Annotated in this window: 11 protein-coding genes; 9 read left to right on the top strand and 2 right to left on the bottom strand. The window is 73.4% G+C overall.

The annotated features are described in order from the left end of the window. Window positions 1-407: 407 nt before the first annotated feature. From urtA to atzF, 8 genes are all read left to right on the top strand, one after another. A complete protein-coding gene (gene urtA, locus ACWFNE_RS19445; protein WP_452124066.1) occupies window positions 408-1,646 on the top strand; it encodes an urea ABC transporter substrate-binding protein in 1,239 nt (412 codons plus the stop codon). Between the two features lie 129 nt (window positions 1,647-1,775). Continuing rightward, window positions 1,776-2,660, top strand: a complete 885-nt coding sequence (gene urtB / locus ACWFNE_RS19440; RefSeq protein ID WP_412868456.1) for an urea ABC transporter permease subunit UrtB — start codon at window positions 1,776-1,778, stop codon at window positions 2,658-2,660. Further along, window positions 2,657-3,835, top strand: a complete 1,179-nt coding sequence (urtC, locus tag ACWFNE_RS19435) for an urea ABC transporter permease subunit UrtC (protein WP_452124065.1) — start codon at window positions 2,657-2,659, stop codon at window positions 3,833-3,835. The genes urtB and urtC overlap by 4 nt, the downstream gene beginning before the upstream one ends. After that, window positions 3,832-4,653 (top strand): urea ABC transporter ATP-binding protein UrtD, encoded by an 822-nt coding sequence (gene urtD / locus ACWFNE_RS19430; protein ID WP_452124064.1) that lies wholly within the window; start codon window positions 3,832-3,834, stop codon window positions 4,651-4,653. Before urtC ends, urtD begins: the two co-directional genes overlap by 4 nt. Continuing rightward, on the top strand, window positions 4,653-5,348 hold the full coding sequence (gene urtE / locus ACWFNE_RS19425; protein WP_452124063.1) for an urea ABC transporter ATP-binding subunit UrtE: 696 nt from the start codon (window positions 4,653-4,655) through the stop codon (window positions 5,346-5,348). The genes urtD and urtE overlap by 1 nt, the downstream gene beginning before the upstream one ends. Window positions 5,349-5,436: 88 nt before the next feature. Further along, on the top strand, window positions 5,437-6,153 hold the full coding sequence (locus ACWFNE_RS19420; protein WP_452124062.1) for a GntR family transcriptional regulator: 717 nt from the start codon (window positions 5,437-5,439) through the stop codon (window positions 6,151-6,153). A gap of 194 nt (window positions 6,154-6,347) precedes the next feature. Further along, window positions 6,348-10,007, top strand: a complete 3,660-nt coding sequence (gene uca, locus ACWFNE_RS19415) for an urea carboxylase (RefSeq protein ID WP_452124061.1) — start codon at window positions 6,348-6,350, stop codon at window positions 10,005-10,007. Further along, window positions 10,004-11,770, top strand: a complete 1,767-nt coding sequence (gene atzF / locus ACWFNE_RS19410; protein ID WP_452124060.1) for an allophanate hydrolase — start codon at window positions 10,004-10,006, stop codon at window positions 11,768-11,770. The genes uca and atzF overlap by 4 nt, the downstream gene beginning before the upstream one ends. Before the next feature lie 96 nt (window positions 11,771-11,866). Here atzF and fdhD read toward each other — a convergent pair whose 3' ends face one another. After that, window positions 11,867-12,736, bottom strand: a complete 870-nt coding sequence (gene fdhD / locus ACWFNE_RS19405; RefSeq protein ID WP_452124059.1) for a formate dehydrogenase accessory sulfurtransferase FdhD — start codon at window positions 12,734-12,736, stop codon at window positions 11,867-11,869. A 78-nt stretch (window positions 12,737-12,814) separates the two neighbouring features. Between fdhD and ACWFNE_RS19400 the strand changes: the two genes are divergently transcribed. Beyond that, entirely contained in the window at window positions 12,815-15,151 is a 2,337-nt protein-coding gene (locus ACWFNE_RS19400; RefSeq protein ID WP_452124058.1) for an FdhF/YdeP family oxidoreductase, read from the top strand. 49 nt (window positions 15,152-15,200) lie between these two features. Here the strand turns inward: ACWFNE_RS19400 and fdhA are convergent, their stop codons facing one another. Further along, the gene (gene fdhA / locus ACWFNE_RS19395; protein WP_452124057.1) at window positions 15,201-16,421 is read right to left on the bottom strand and encodes a formaldehyde dehydrogenase, glutathione-independent; all 1,221 of its coding nucleotides are present in this window, start codon (window positions 16,419-16,421) and stop codon (window positions 15,201-15,203) included. Between the last annotated feature and the right edge of the window lie 97 nt (window positions 16,422-16,518).

The following is a 16,518-nucleotide window of genomic DNA, read 5'->3' as shown; positions in this document are numbered from 1 at the left end:
CGTGCGTGCCGCACGGGCGCGGTGCCAGCGACCGCGAGGCGTGCTGCCGGCGGCCGCGGGAGGTGCGGCCGGCGACCGCGGGGCGTGCGGCCGGCGACCGCGGGGCGTGCGGCCGGCGGCCGCGCGGCGTGCTGCCGGTCGGCCCGGCGCGGGACCCGGCCACGCCTGTCGAGGCGCGAACGAGACCGAGGCGAAACACACCGTTCACCGCCGCGCGTGCGTCGTGGAAACACCCGGTCCCTAGCGTCCTCGGTCATGGGCACAGGGATGTATACACAGCGGGACACAGTGCGGTGTCGCGTGATCCGGAGCCCGGACCAGGGGAGGCTCCCTCCGAGGGACCCCCGCGACCCGCTGCGAAAGGCACCTCGTTGACCACATCACGCACGCGCGCACTCGCTCTTCCCGTGGCGGCCCTCGCCGTCGCGCTCGGCCTCACGGGCTGCGGCGGAGCGCGCACCGACGCCGGGTCCTCCGGCGACAGCAGCTCCTCCGGCGACAGCGCGGCCGCCTCGTGCGTCGACACCTCGGGCGACACCGTGAAGATCGGCTTCCTCAACTCGCTGTCCGGGACCATGGCGATCTCGGAGCAGACGGTCCGCGACGCGCTCGACCTGGCGGCCGAGGAGATCAACTCCGGCGGCGGCGTGCTCGGCAAGCAGCTCGAGGTCGTCGGCGAGGACGGCGCCTCCGAGCCGACCGTCTTCGCGGAGAAGGCCGAGAAGCTCATCTCGTCCGACTGCGTCGCCGCGGTCTTCGGCGGGTGGACGTCGTCGTCGCGCAAGGCGATGCTCCCGGTGTTCGAGAGCAAGGACGCGCTGCTGTTCTACCCCGTGCAGTACGAGGGCCTCGAGGCGTCGCCGAACATCTTCTACACGGGCGCCACGACGAACCAGCAGATCGTGCCCGGCATGGACTACCTCAAGGAGCAGGGCAAGACAAAGGTCTTCCTCGTCGGCTCCGACTACGTCTTCCCGCGGACGGCGAACAAGATCATCAACGCCTACGCCGAGGCGAACGGCATCGAGATCGTCGGCGAGGAGTACGCGCCGCTCGGGCACACCGACTTCTCGACGATCGTCAACAAGCTCAAGGCGTCGGGCGCGGACGCGGTGTTCAACACCCTCAACGGCGACTCCAACGTGGCGTTCTTCAAGGAGTACAAGAACGTCGGGCTCGGCGTGGACACGACCCCCGTGGTCTCGGTGTCCATCGCGGAGGAGGAGGTCGGCGGCATCGGCGTCGAGAACATCGAGGGCCAGCTCACGGCGTGGAACTACTACCAGACGGTCGAGAGCCCGGCGAACACGACGTTCGTCGAGGCGTTCAAGGCGAAGTACGGCGAGGACCGCGTGACGTCCGACCCGATGGAGGCCGCGTACACGTCGCTGTACCTGTGGAAGGGCATGGTCGAGAAGGCCGAGTCGTTCGACGTCGCGGCGGTGCAGGACGCGGCGGACGGGGTCTCGTTCGAGGCGCCCGAGGGCACGGTCACGGTGAACGGCGACAACCACCACATCGCCAAGACCGCGCTCATCGGCAAGATCGGCGCCGACGGCCTCATCCACACCGAGTGGAGCTCGGACGGGGCGATCGAGCCCGACCCGTTCCTCGAGGGCTACGACTGGGCCGAGGGCCTGTCCTGACCTGACCAGCGGGCCGCGTCACCGCCGGTGAGCGGACGGCGCGGTACGACCAGCCCGCCCCGCACGGCGGCCGGCGCTCCGGGAACGGAGCACCGGCCGCCCGCGGGGCCGCACGGAAAGGGGGCCGGGATGGATGCCCTGTTCTCGCAGCTCTTCGCCGGGCTGAGCCTCGGGTCGGTGCTGCTGCTCGCGGCGCTCGGGCTCGCGCTCACGTTCGGGCAGATGGGCGTCATCAACATGGCGCACGGGGAGTTCATGATGGCGGGCGCCTACACCGCGTACGTCGTGCAGGGCGTGATCGCCGACGCGGGGGTCTCGCTGCTCGTCTCGCTCGTCGTCGGCTTCCTCGTCGGCGGGCTGCTGGGGCTCGTGCTCGAGGTCACGCTGATCTCGCGGATGTACCGCAGGCCGCTCGACACGCTGCTCGTGACGTGGGGGGTCGCGCTCGTGCTCCAGCAGGCCGCGCGGGACGTCTTCGGCGCACCGAACGTCGACGTGCGGGCGCCGGCGTGGCTGTCCGGGGCGGTCGAGCTGTTCGGGCTCGGGGTGCCGAAGACCCGGCTGTTCATCCTGCTCCTCGCCGTCGTGTGCATCACGGCGCTCGCACTCCTCCTGCGGTTCACGCCGCTCGGGCGCCGGATCCGCGCGACGGTGCAGAACCGCGACCTCGCGGAGACCTCGGGGATCTCGACGCGTGCGACGGACCGGCTCACGTTCTTCGTCGGCTCGGGGATCGCCGGGGTCGCGGGCGTCGCGCTCACGCTGCTGGGCTCGATCGGGCCGACGCTCGGCACGAGCTACATCGTCGACGCGTTCCTCGTCGTCGTCGTGGGCGGCATCGGGCAGCTCAAGGGCACCGTGATCGCCGCGCTCTCGCTCGGCATGCTGCAGGCCACGTTCGAGTACTCGACGACCGCGAGCATCGCGAAGGTGCTGCTCTTCGTCGTCATCGTCGCGTTCCTCCAGGTGCGGCCGCAGGGGCTCGTGTCGCTGCGGACGCGGAGCCTCGCGTGAGCGCGGGGACCGAGGAGCGCCGCGGCGGAACCGCCGGCCGGCTCCTGACCGGGGAGCGTGTCCGCACGCTCGCCGGGTTCGCCGTCGCCGCCGTCGCGCTGTTCGGCGTCGCACCCGCGCTGCTCTCGGACTTCCGGCTCGGGCTGCTCGCGAAGTTCTGCTGCCTCGCGATGGTCGCGGTCGGCATCGGCCTCGCGTGGGGCCGCGGCGGGATGCTCACGCTCGGCCAGGGCGTGTACTTCGGGCTCGGCGGGTACCTCATGGCGATGCACCTCAAGCTCGCCGACGCCGGGCCGGGCGGCGTGCCCGACTTCATGCTGCTGTACGGCGACGGCACCGTGCCGGGCTGGTGGGAGCCGTTCCGCAGCCCGGTCGTCACCGTCGTCGCGATCGTGCTCGTCCCGGTCGTGCTGGCCTCGGTGCTCGGCTTCGCGGTGTTCACGCGGCGGGTGCGCGGGGCGTACTTCGCGATCCTGTCGCAGGCGCTCGCGGCGGCGTTCGCGATCCTGCTCGTCGGGCAGCAGAAGGTCACCGGCGGAACCAACGGGCTCAACGGGTTCCGGTCGTTCTTCGGCTACGACCTCGCGGACCCGGTCAACAAGGAGATGCTCTACCTCATCGCGGCGGGGACGCTGCTCGCCATGGTCGCGGTCGTGCGCCTGCTCATGCGCTCGCGCTTCGGGGAGCTCCTCGTCGCGGTGCGCGACCAGGAGAACCGGGTCCGGTTCCTCGGGTACGACCCGGCGGTCGTCAAGGTCGTCGCGTACGCGGTCGCGGCGGCGTTCGCCGGGATCGGCGGGGCGCTGTTCGTGCCGATCGTGGGGATCATCTCGCCCGCGGACGTGGGCGTCGTGCCGTCGATCGGGTTCCTCGTCGGCGTCGCGATCGGCGGGCGCGCGACGCTGCTCGGGCCGGTGCTCGGGTCGCTCGCGGTCTCGTGGGCGCAGACGTCACTGTCCGAGCAGTTCCCGTCGTTCTGGACCTACTTCCAGGGGGCGCTGTTCATCCTCGTCGTCGCGTTCCTGCCGGGCGGCCTCGCGTCGCTCGGGGGCGTGTGGCGGCGGTGGCGCGCCGGCCGGGCCGAGCGGGACGACGTGCCCGACGAGGTCCCGGCGCGAGCGGCGGACACACCCACCACGACGTCCGAGACCGTCACGTCCGGGAGCACACCATGACCGCCGTCCCCCCGCCGGAGCAGGTCCTCGACCCCGACGCGCTCGAGCAGGTGCTCGCCGGGCCCGACGACCGGTTCCGGCACGACTACCTCGAGGTCCGCGGCCTGCGCGTCGAGTTCGACGGCTTCGTGGCCGTCGACGGCGTCGACCTCACGGTCACGCAGGGCGACCTGCGCTTTCTCATCGGCCCGAACGGCGCCGGCAAGACGACGATCGTCGACGCGATCACGGGCCTCGCGCGGGCGACCGGGTCGGTGCGGTTCGGCGGGGTCGAGCTGCTCGGCAGGGCGTCCCACCGGGTCGCCCGGGCCGGCGTCGGGCGCACGTTCCAGACCGCGAGCGTGTTCGACGAGCTCAGCGTGCTGCAGAACCTCGACATCGCCGTCGGGTCGCGCCGGCGGGCCCGCACGCTGCTGCGACGCCGCTCCGTGGTCCCCGAGGTCGTCGAGCAGGCGCTCGAGACCGTCGGGCTCGCCGCGCTCCGGGACGCACCGGCGGGCGTGCTCGCGCACGGGCAGAAGCAGTGGCTCGAGATCGGGATGCTCCTGGTGCAGGACTCGCGGCTGCTGCTCCTCGACGAGCCCGTCGCCGGGATGAGCCACGCGGAGCGCGAGCAGACCGGCCTGCTGCTGCAGCGGATCGGGGCGCAGCGCACGGTCGTCGTCGTCGAGCACGACATGGAGTTCCTGCGCTCGTTCGCGTCGTCGGTCACGGTGCTGCACCAGGGCCGCGTGCTGAGCGAGGGGACGGTCGCGCAGGTCCAGGCGGACCCGCGCGTCGTCGAGGTGTACCTGGGCAGCGGACGGAAGGAGCGGTGATGCTCGAGCTCGAGGGGGTGCACGTCGGGTACGGGCGCACGTCCGTGGTCCACGGCGTCGACGTGCGGGTGCCCGACGGCGGGATCGCCGCCGTGATGGGTCACAACGGCGCGGGCAAGACGACGCTGCTCCGTGCGGCGGTCGGGCTGCTCACGGTCCGGTCGGGGGCGGTGCGGCTCGCGGGGGAGGACATCACGCGGCTGCGCCCGCACGAGCGGGTCCGGCGCGGGCTCGCGTACGTGCCGCAGGGGCAGCAGTCGTTCGGGCAGCTCACCGCGCGGGAGAACCTGCAGCTCGTCGCCGACGGCCGGGGCCCCGCGGGCGCGCGGCGCACCGACGAGGCGCTCGACCTGTTCCCTGCGCTGCGCGGGCTGCTCGGCCGGCGTGCCGGGCTGCTCTCGGGGGGTCAGCGGCAGCAGCTCGCGATCGCGCGCGCCCTCCTCACCGGCCCGAGGGTGCTCGTGCTCGACGAGCCGACCGAGGGCATCCAGCCGTCCGTCGTCGCCGAGATCGAGGACGCGGTCCTCGCGCTCACCGCCGCGGGCGGGCTCGCGGTGCTGCTCGTCGAGCAGCACGTCGGGTTCGCGCTCGGGGCGGCGTCGCACTACGCGGTGCTCGAGTCCGGGCGGGTCGTCGCGTCGGGTGCGGGGGGCGTCGAGCAGGAGGCGCAGGTCCGTGCCGCGATGGCGCTCTGACGCCGGGCGCGCGGGCGGGCGCCGGGCGCGGCCCGACGGGGACGGTGTCACCCGGGACGTCCCGCCGGGAGGGATACGCTCCGTGGGTATGAGCGCTGAGGTGGACGCGGGCACCGCGACGGGCTCGGCGGGCGCGTCGCGCTCGCTGCGCGACGTGGTGTACGAGCGCCTGCGCGACGACATCCTCAACGGCCGCGTGTCCCCGCGCGAGCGCCTCACGGAGCCCAAGCTCGGCAAGGCGTTCGAGGTCTCGCGCACCCCGGTCCGCGAGGCGCTGTCCCGGCTGCTGTCCGACGGGCTCGTCGAGCGCACCGACTACGGCTACGCGGTCGTCGTGCCGAGCCTCGAGGACCTGCGCAACCTCTACGAGCTGCGCATCACGCTGGAGCTGCGCGGCATCGCGCGGGCCATCGAGAACCCGGGGGTCCGCCACGACGAGGACCAGGTCCGCGCCGAGCTGACCCGCTGGCAGGAGCTGCGCGACACCCCGCCCGAGCCCGACCCCGCGTTCGTGCTGCTCGACGAGGGCTTCCACCTGGCGCTGTCCCGCTCGTCGGGCAACGCCCAGCTCACCGACGCGCTCGTGACCGTGAACCAGAAGATCCGCGCCGTGCGCATGCACGACTTCGTCGAGACCGGCCGCATCGTCACGACGATCGACGAGCACATCGAGATCCTCGACCTCGTGCTCGCACGCGACCTCGCCGCGGCGCTCACGGCGCTGCACAAGCACGTGGGGGAGTCGCTCGAGGTCGTCATGGAGCGCGCGACGAGCGCGATGACCCGGATGGCGCTCGCGGGCTGACGCTCGCGTAACTCAGCGTTTACGCCCGCACCCGCTGCGGGAAACACCGTCTCCCTACGGTTCGAGTGCGGATACGGACGTGTATACACCTCCGCATCCGGCGGTGGAGCGCCACGACGACCCGGGCCCGACGGCCCGGCACCCGGACACGGCGGCCCGCTGCCCGACCGCCCCTCACGCCCGTGGGAGCCCCCGTGTTCGAGACGCTGCTCGTCGCCAACCGAGGCGAGATCGCCTGCCGCATCCTGCGCACGGCGCAGGGACTCGGCCTCAAGACGGTCGCCGTCCACTCCGACGCCGACGCGGCCGCCCCGCACGTCCGGATGGCCGACGTCGCGGTGCGCCTCGGGCCCGCCCCCGCCGCGATGAGCTACCTGCGCTCCGAGCTCGTGCTCGACGCCGCGATGACGACCGGCGCCGGCGCGATCCACCCCGGGTACGGGTTCCTCTCCGAGAACGAGGTGTTCGCCGCCGAGGTCGAGGCCGCGGGGCTCGCGTTCGTGGGCCCGACCCCCGCGCACCTGCACGTGTTCGGCGACAAGCACCGCGCGCGCGTCGCGGCCCAGGCGGCCGGGGTCCCGCTCGTCCCCGGCAGCGGGCTGCTCGACTCGCTCCCCGACGCGCTCGCCGCCGCCGACGCCGTCGGGTACCCGGTGATGCTCAAGGCCGTGGGCGGCGGCGGCGGGATCGGGATGCAGGCGTGCGCCGACGCGACCGAGCTCGCGGGCGCGTACGAGAAGGTGCAGCGCATCGCAGCCGCCAACTTCGGCAGCGCCGGGGTCTTCCTCGAACGGTTCGTCGCGCGCGCCCGGCACCTCGAGGTCCAGGTCTTCGGCGACGGGGACGGGCGCGTCGTGAGCCTCGGCGACCGCGACTGCTCGCTCCAGCGCCGCAACCAGAAGGTGCTCGAGGAGGCCCCGGCCCCGAACCTCCCCGACGACGTGCGGGAGCGCATGCAGACCTCGGCGCGCGCCCTCACCGCGTCGGTCGGCTACCGCTCCGCGGGCACCGTCGAGTACGTGTACGACGTCGACCGGGCCGAGGTGTCCTTCCTCGAGGTGAACACGCGCCTCCAGGTCGAGCACCCCGTGACGGAGGAGGTCATCGGCGTCGACCTCGTCGCGTGGATGTTGCGGCTCGCGCAGGGCGACGCCGACCTCCGCGACGAGTTCGCGGCGCTGCCCGACTCCGGCCCCGCGCTGCGCGGGCACGCCGTCGAGGCGCGCGTGTACGCCGAGGACCCGCGGCACGACTACCGGCCCAGCGCCGGGCTGCTGACCGACGTCCGGTACCCCGAGGGCGTGCGCGTCGACGCGTGGGCGGAGACCGGCCAGGAGGTCACGACCCACTACGACCCGATGCTCGCGAAGGTCGTCGTGCACGGCGCCGACCGGGCCGCAGCGCTCGCGGCGGCCGCCGACGCGCTCGCGGGGACCCGGGTGACCGGCGTGCAGACGAACCTGCCGCTGCTGCGGGCCGCCGTCGCCGTCCCCGAGGTTGTCGCGGCGACGCACACGACCGCGACGCTCGCGGGTGTCACCGACGACGAGCCGTACGTCGAGGTGCTGCGCGGCGGCGTCATGACCACGGTGCAGGACTGGCCGGGGCGGCTCGGGCACTGGGACGTCGGCATCTCGCCGTCGGGCCCGATGGACGACCTGTCGTTCCGGCTCGGCAACCGCGCGCTCGGCAACCCCGAGGGCGCACCCGGGCTCGAGTGCACGCTCGTCGGCCCGCGCCTGCGGTTCAGCCACGAGGCGGTCGTGTGCGTGACGGGTGCGCCGGCGCCGGTCACCGTCGACGGCGAGTCCGTCCCGCAGTGGGAGCCCGTGACGGTCCCGGCGGGCGCGGTGCTCGACGTCGGTGCCCCGCACGGCGCCGGCCTGCGGACGTACGTGCTGCTGCGCGGGGGCCTCGACGTGCCGCTGTACCTCGGGTCGGCGTCGACGTTCTCGCTCGGGGGGTTCGGCGGGTACACCGGGCGTGCGCTCGTCGTCGGGGACGTCCTGGTCCCGGCACCCGTGCCCGGCGACGCGCCCGCGGTGGTCCCCGTCGCCGAGGAGCTGCGCCCCGAGGTCGTGCACGAGTGGCACGTCGCGGTGCAGGAGGGGCCGCATCCCGCGCCGTCCTACTTCACGCCCGAGGACATGGCGATGCTCTACGCCGCGACGTGGCAGGTGCAGACGCACGCGAACCGCACCGGCATCCGGCTCACCGGGCCCAAGCCGCAGTGGGCGCGGCCCGACGGCGGCGAGGCCGGGCTGCACCCGTCGAACCTGCACGACAACCCGTACTCGGTCGGCGCGCTCAACGTCAGCGGGGACACCCCGATCCTCCTCGGACCCGACGGGCCGAGCCTCGGCGGCTTCGCGTGCCCGGTCACGGTGGTCGCGGGGCACCGCTGGAAGATGGGCCAGATCCGGCCCGGTGACACCGTGCGGCTCGTCCCGGTGCCCGAGGCGACCGCCGACGCGTTGCGGGGGTCCGACGCGCTGCGCGGTCTCGACCGGGTGGGTGAGGCGCTCGCGACCGGACCCGACGGCGACGACGGCGTGCTGCACCGGATCCCCGGCGACCCCGCCGACCCGCTGGCCCGGCCCGAGGTCGTCTACCTGCGCGGCGCCGACGACAACGTGCTCGTCGAGTACGGCCCCATGACGCTCGACCTCGGGCTGCGGCTGCGCGTGCACGCTCTCGGCGAGGCCCTCCGGGGTCGCGTGGACGCGGGGCTCGGCGGCGTCGTGGACATCACGCCCGGCGTGCGCAGCCTCCACGTCCACGTCGACCCCGACGTGCTCGGAGTCCGCGCGCTCGTCGCCGTGCTCGCCGAGCTCGAGGCGACGCTGCCGCCGACCGCGGACCTCGTCGTCCCCAGCCGGCGCATCCACCTGCCGATGTCCTTCGACGACCCGTGCATCGCCGAGGCCACGTCCCGGTACGCCGCGGGGGTCCGCGCCGAGGCGCCGTGGCTGCCCTCGAACATCGAGTTCATCCGCCGCGTCAACGGCCTCGACTCGACCGACGACGTGCACGCGACGATGTTCGACGCCGAGTACCTCGTGCTCGGGCTCGGCGACGTGTACCTCGGGGCCCCGCTCGCCGTGCCGCTCGACCCGCGGCACCGGCTCATGACCACCAAGTACAACCCGGCACGCACGTGGACGGCCGCGGACACCGTCGGGCTCGGAGGCACGTACCTGTGCGTCTACGGCATGGACTCCCCGGGCGGCTACCAGCTCGTCGGTCGGACCGTGCCGATCTGGTCGGGGCACCGCCAGCGCGGGGTGTTCGAGCCCGGCACCCCGTGGCTTCTGCGGTTCTTCGACCGCATCGTGTGGCACCCGGTGACCGCCGAGGAGCTCGTCGAGCAGCGCGCCGCGTTCGCCGCCGGGCGCCTGGACGTCGAGGTCGAGCACGGCGCGTTCTCCTACGCCGAGCACCTCGCGATGCTCGCGTCCGAGCACGACGCGATCGCCGCGTTCCAGTCCCGGCAGGCCGAGGCGTTCGCCGCCGAGCGCGCCGCGTGGCAGGCCGCGGGCGAGCTCGCGGTCGAGGAGCCCGCGGACGAGGCCGGGCGGACGCACGCACCCGGCGGGGCGCCGGGCGGCCCGCCGTTCGAGGTGCCCGACGGCTGCGTCCTCGTCGAGGCGCCCATGGTCGGCAGCGTGTGGCGGGTCGAGGTGCGCGAGGGCGAGCAGGTCCGCGCGGGTGACCCCCTCGTCGCGCTCGAGGCCATGAAGCTCGAGCTCGCCGTCGACGCCCCGGCGGGCGGGCGCGTCCGGCGGGTGCTCGTCGAACCGGGCCAGCACGTGGCGCCCGGTGCGCCGCTCGTCGTCGTGGAGGTGGGGGCGTGAGTGCCGTCGAGCGGGTCCGGGCCGCCTACCGCCGCATCGCCGAGGTCGACCGCCCCGAGGTGTGGATCGCCCTGCGGCCCGAGGCGCAGGCGCTCGCCGATGCGGTCGGCGTCGACGCGCGGGTCGCCGCGGGCGAGGACCTGGCCCTCGCCGGGACGACGCTCGCGGTCAAGGACAACGTCGACGTCGCGGGGTTCCCGACGACCGCGGGCTGCCCGGCGTTCGGCGTCACGCCCGCGACCCGGACCGCGCCCGCCGTCCAGCGGCTCGTCGACGCGGGCGCCGTCGTGCTCGGCAAGACCAACCTCGACCAGTTCGCGACCGGGCTCGTCGGGACCCGTTCCCCGTACGGCGCGGTCCGGCACGCGACGCTGCCCGAGCGGGTCTCGGGCGGGTCGAGCTCGGGGTCGGCGGTCGTCGTGGCGCTCGGGATCGCGGACGTCGGGATCGGCACCGACACGGCCGGCTCGGGGCGCGTCCCCGCGGCGTTCCACGGGATCGTCGGGATCAAGACGACGCTCGGGCTCGTCCCGACCACCGGCGTGGTGCCCGCCTGCCGGTCCTACGACGTCGTGACCACGTTCACGCGCGACCTCGACCTCGGCGTGCTGGCCACGCGCCTCATGACCGGGACCGACGCCGCCGACCCCACCGGACGCGTCTGGCCGCCCGACGTCCGGCTCGGGCTGCGGCCCGACCCCGTGGTGGCGGTCCCGCGCGCCGCCGACCTCGCGCCGCTGTCCGCGGGCTGGCGCGCGGCGTTCGCGGACGCGGTCGCCGCCGTCGGTCGCACGGGTGCGCGGGTCGTCGAGGTCGACGTCTCGCCGATGCTCGAGGCCGCGCGGCTGCTGTACGACGGCGCGATCGTCGCCGAGCGGTACGCCGCCGTCGGCGAGTTCCTCGAGCGGGCGCACGCGGGCGGCGACGCGGGCGTCGATCCGGTCGTCGCGGGCATCGTGCTCGGCGGGCGGGACGTGACCGCCGCGGCGTACGTGCACGACCGGGAGGCCCTCGACCGCGCCCGCGCCGACGCGCTCGGCACGCTCGCCGGCGCCGACCTGCTGCTCCTGCCCACGACGACCGAGCACCCGACGATCGCCGCGGTGCAGGCCGACCCCGTCGCGATCAACAGGCGCCTCGGGACGTACACGAACTTCGTCAACCTGCTCGACCTCGCCGCGGTGGCGGTTCCCGCGGGCGAGGCCGACGGAGGGCCGTTCGGGGTCACCGTGCTCGCCCGCGCGTTCGACGACCAGCTTGCGCTCGACCTCGCCGGGCGCATGCTCACCGTCCAGGGCGGCGCGGCGGACGACGAGCCCGCACCCGTCGCGCCGCTCGTCGACACCGGCGTCGAGGTCGCGGTGTTCGGCGCGCACCTGCGCGGCCAGCCGCTCAACGGTCAGCTCCACGCGCTCGGCGCGCGCTTCGTCCGCACCGTCGCGACGTCGGACGCCTACCGGCTGGCGGCGCTCGCGACGCACCCCCCGAAGCCCGGGCTCGTGCGCGCCGGACCGGGGGAGGGTGCGTCGATCACCGGCGAGGCGTGGCTCGTGTCCGTCGCCGGCCTCGGTCGCCTCCTCGCGACGCTCCCCGCACCAATGCTCCTCGGACCCGTCGAGCTCGACGACGGCACGTGGGTCGTCGGCTTCGGGTGCGCCCTCGACGCCGCCGCCGCCGGTGACGACATCACCGTGCACGCGAGCTGGCCGGCCTACCTCAGGAGCGGGACGCCCGCGGCCGGGCCGGCGGTGGCCGTGCGCTGAGCCGGCGGCTCTGCGCCGTGCGGATCTCGCACGGTCGTCGGGAGGTTCGCCCGCGCCGGTCACGGCACCGAGCACGGGCTCCCCGAGGCGCCGCCGTCAGAGTCCCGGCGCCGTGGGAGCAGCCCGGAGGCGAGACGTGTGCGTGTACGCGTTGAGCGTCTCTCCGCGGTTGAAGGCCACGAGCGTGAGCCCGAGCTCCTCGGCCAGCTCGACAGCGAGCGCCGAGGGCGCCGAGACCGCCGAGAGGACCGGGACACCGGCCATCGCAGCCTTCTGGACCAGCTCGAACGACGTCCGTCCCGACACCTGGAGAACGGCGCCGCGCAGGGGGAGCAGGCCGTCTCGGAGGGCCCACCCGACCACCTTGTCCACGGCGTTGTGCCGGCCGACGTCCTCCCGCACGCAGGCGAGCCGAGGTTCGGACCGGGTGGTGGGGCCACCGACGGGGACGAACAACGCCGCAGCGTGCACCCCACCGGTCCGGCCGAACACCGCCTGCTGCGCCCGCAGCCGCTCCGGGAGGGCCAGGAGATGGTCCAGCCGCACGGTGGCCCCGTCGCCGGGCACGTCGAACGGGCTGACCTTGCGCACGGCCTCGATCGAGGCGGTGCCGCACACGCCGCAGCTGCTCGACGTGTACACGTGCCGCTGCAGCGAGGTGTCGGGGAGGTCGACGCCGGCGGCGAGGCGGACGTCCACGACGTTGTAGTCCCGTTCCCCCGTAGCACCGATGCCCCCGCGGTGGCTGATCGTCGCGATGTCCCTCTCGGCCCGGACCACCCCCTCGGAGACGAGGAAGCCGGCGACGAGGTCCACGTCGTTGCCGGGTGTGCGCATCGTGATTGTGAACGGGGTGCCGTGGATGCGGATCTCGAGCGGCTCCTCGCCTGCGAGCTCGTCCGCGCGCTCGTGCACCAGGCCCGAGGCCGTCATCCGCTGCACCCTCCACCGCTTGGTCAGCCGCATGGCCACACCCTCTCGCGCGCCGGCCAGACGCGCAGGCCTGGCACCTGACTCCCCGGCCGCCGGTCGTAGCATGACGAGATGGCAACGACGCCCTCGGACGACATCGACCAGCCGGCGGTGAAGGTGAGCCCGCCCAAGCGCACGGCCGCGGGACTGCCCGGCGTGACGACGGCCATGCGGCACGCCGTCCGGGAGATGGGCCCGGTGCGCTCAGCCAGCGGTCTGCTGAGGATGAACCAGCCCGGCGGCTTCGACTGCATGAGCTGCGCCTGGCCCGACCCGAACGCCCCGGACCGCAGCCACGCCGAGTTCTGCGAGAACGGCGCCAAGGCCCTCGCCTCCGAGGCGACCCGCAAGCGCGTCCGGCCGGAGCTCTTCGCCGAGCACTCGATCGACGACCTGGCTGCCCGCGACGACTACTGGCTCAACCGGCAGGGACGTCTGACGACTCCCATGATCCGTGAGGACGGGGCCAGCCACTACAGCCCGATCACCTGGGAGGCGGCGTTCGACCGCATCGCCCGCGAGCTGCACGGACTCGACAGCCCCGACCAGGCTGCCTTCTACACGTCCGGCCGCACGTCGAACGAGGCCGCCTTCCTCTACCAGCTCATGGTGCGGGGACTGGGGACGAACAACCTGCCGGACTGCTCCAACATGTGCCACGAGTCGTCCGGCGAGGCGCTCGGCACGACGATCGGCATCGGCAAGGGGTCGGTGACGCTGCACGACGTCGAGACCGCCGGGCTCATCATCATCGCGGGGCAGAACCCCGGCACCAACCACCCGCGGATGCTCACCTCGCTCGAGAAGGCCAAGCAGCAGGGAGCCGTGATCGTGGCGGTGAATCCCCTGCCCGAGGCGGGACTCAGCCGCTACCGCAACCCGCAGACGGTGCACGGCATGGTCGGACGCGGGACGCGCATCGCCGACGTCCACCTGCAGGTCCGCCTCGGCGGCGACCTCGGCGTCTTCCAGGGGCTCGGGAAGCACCTCCTGGAGGCCGAGGAGGCCGGGCGGCGGACCATCGGCATGACCAGCGTGCTCGACCACGCCTTCCTCGAGCGGCACACCGCCGGCCTCGAGGAGTACCTCGACGGGCTGCGGGCCACCCCGTGGAGCGACATCGAGGAGGCGACGGGACTCACCGAGACCGCCCTCCGCGAGGTGGGTGAGCTGCTTCTCGACTCGGACCGCACCGTCGTCGCGTGGGCCATGGGTCTGACCCAGCACAAGCACGCCGTCGCGACGATCAAGGAGATCGTCAACCTCGTCCTGCTGCAGGGGAACCTCGGGAAGCCCGGCGCGGGGCTGCTGCCCGTGCGCGGGCACTCCAACGTCCAGGGCGACCGGACGATGGGCATCTTCGAGAAGATGCCGCAGCCCTTCCTCGACCGGCTGGAGGCGGAGTTCTCGTTCGCGAGCCCCCGCGAGGCGGGACACGACACCGTCAACACCATCCGCGCCATGAGGGACGGCCGGGTGTGCTTCTTCATGGGGATGGGCGGCAACTTCCTCAAGGCCGCGCCGGACACGGCCGTGACCGAGGCGGCGCTGCGCTCCTGCGCCATGACCGTCCAGGTCAGCACCAAGCTCAACCACTCCCACCTCGCCCCGGGGCGCACCGCGATCATCCTGCCGACCCTCGGACGCTCGGACCTCGACGCGCAGCGGACCGGTCGGCAGCGGGTCACGGTCGAGGACTCCATGTCGATGGTCCACGCGTCGTCGGGGCACCTCCCGCCTCCCGCGCCGGATCTGCTCTCCGAGATCGCGATCGTGTGCCGGCTCGCCCGGGCGGTCTTCCACGACGAGCAGGGCCGGGCACGCCCCGGCAGTCCGCAGGCGGACTGGCAGGCGATGGAGGACGACTACCGGGTGATCCGCCGGCACATCGAGGCCGTCGTGCCCGGGTTCGTCGACTACGAGCGGCGGATCGACGTGCCGGGGGGCTTCCGGCTGCCGCACGGGCCGCACGACGTCCGGACCTTCGAGACGACCAGCACCAAGGCGCACTTCACCCGGACCCCGCTGTGGTGGCCGACCGTGCCGCCCGGTCGTCTGCTCCTCCAGACCATGCGGTCGCACGACCAGTACAACACCACGGTCTACGGCCCGGACGACCGCTACCGCGGCATCTCCGGCGGGCGCCGTGTCGTCATGGTCAATGCGGCCGACCTCCTCGAGCTCGGGTTCACCGACGGCGACGTGGTGGACCTCGTCTCCGAGTTCACCGACGGGGTGGAGCGGCGGGCCGAGGGCTTCCGCGTCGTCGCGTACGACACCGCGAAGGGGTGTGCGGCGTCGTACTTCCCCGAGACCAACGTGCTGGTTCCGCTCGACTCGACCGCCGACGACTCCAACACCCCCACGAGCAAGAGCATCGTCATCCGGCTGGAGCGCGCGGCGGCGTGACGGACAGCGAGCCCGGACCCGCGCGTGGCCCGGGCTCGTTGCGTGGGTGTCACGCCGCGCCGAGGTACCCGTTCGGGTCGAGCACGTACTTCTGAGCCGCGCCCGCGTCGAACTCGGCGTAGCCCTGCGGGGCCGTCTCGAGCGTGATCGGCTGGGCGTTGACGTTCTTCGCGATGCTCACCCGGTCGTGCAGGATCGCCTTCATCAGGTCACGGTTGTACTTCATGACCGGGCACTGGCCGGTGGTGAAGGACAGCGACTTGGCCCAGCCCGTCCCCAGGCTGAGGGAGAGCGAACCCTTCTGCGCCGCCTCGTCGATACCACCCGGGTCGCCTGTCACGTACAGGCCGGGGATGCCGAGCGCCCCGCCCGCCTTGGTGATGTCCATGAGCGAGTTGAGCACCGTGGCGGGTGCCTCGTGGCTCGCGTCCTGGCCGTGACCGCGGGCCTCGAAGCCGACGGCGTCCACACCGCAGTCCACCTCGGGCACTCCGAGGATCTGCTCGATCTGCTCCGCGGGGTCGCCCTTCGAGACGTCGATCGTCTCGCAGCCGAAGCTCCGTGCCTGAGCAAGCCGGTCCTCGACCATGTCGCCGACGATGACGACGGCTGCACCCAGCAGCTGGGCACCGGTGGCGGCTGCGAGGCCGACCGGTCCGGCCCCGGCCACGTAGACGGTCGCGCCGACCCCCACGCCTGCGGTGACCGCACCGTGGAAGCCCGTGGGGAAGATGTCCGACAGCATGGCCAGGTCGAGGATCTTCTCCATCGCCCGGTCCTTGTCGGGGAACGTCAGCAGGTTCCAGTCCGCGTAGGGCACGAGCACGTACTCCGCCTGGCCCCCCACCCACCCACCCATGTCCACGTAGCCGTAGGCGCTGCCCGGGCGGTCGGGGTTGACGTTGAGACAGATGCCCGTCTTGCGCTCCTTGCAGTTGCGACAGCGACCGCACGCGATGTTGAAGGGCACCGAGACGAGGTCGCCCACCTTGACGAACTCCACGTCGCGGCCCACCTCGACCACCTCACCGGTGATCTCGTGGCCGAGGACGAGGTTCGCCGGCGCGGTGGTACGACCGCGGACCATGTGCTGGTCCGAGCCGCAGATGTTGGTCGCGACCGTCTTCAGGATCGCGCCGTGGTGCACCTCGCGCCCGACGTTGGCGGGGTTGACGCCGGGTCCGTCCCTCAGCTCGAACGTCGGGTAGTCGATGTCGATGACCTCGACCTTGCCCGGGCCCTTGTACGCGACAGCTCTGTTTCCTGACACGTCGATCCTCCTCGACCGAGCCGGCCGTCCGCTCGGGTTGCGGGACGACCCACGTCCTCTCACCATCTCGCCGGTCCTGTCGTCTGGCGAGGGTCGC

The organism is Cellulomonas sp. NPDC055163 (assembly GCF_053607065.1).
This window is presented reverse-complemented; position numbering and strand designations above follow the sequence as displayed.

Coding starts and splice junctions, on each gene's coding strand:
- urtB (WP_412868456.1), top strand. CDS start 1,776: ATGGATGCCCTGTTCTCGCAGCTCTTCGCCGGGCTGAGCCTCGGGTCG.
- urtD (WP_452124064.1), top strand. CDS start 3,832: ATGACCGCCGTCCCCCCGCCGGAGCAGGTCCTCGACCCCGACGCGCTC.
- urtE (WP_452124063.1), top strand. CDS start 4,653: ATGCTCGAGCTCGAGGGGGTGCACGTCGGGTACGGGCGCACGTCCGTG.
- ACWFNE_RS19420 (WP_452124062.1), top strand. CDS start 5,437: ATGAGCGCTGAGGTGGACGCGGGCACCGCGACGGGCTCGGCGGGCGCG.
- fdhD (WP_452124059.1), bottom strand. CDS start 12,736: ATGCGGCTGACCAAGCGGTGGAGGGTGCAGCGGATGACGGCCTCGGGC.
- ACWFNE_RS19400 (WP_452124058.1), top strand. CDS start 12,815: ATGGCAACGACGCCCTCGGACGACATCGACCAGCCGGCGGTGAAGGTG.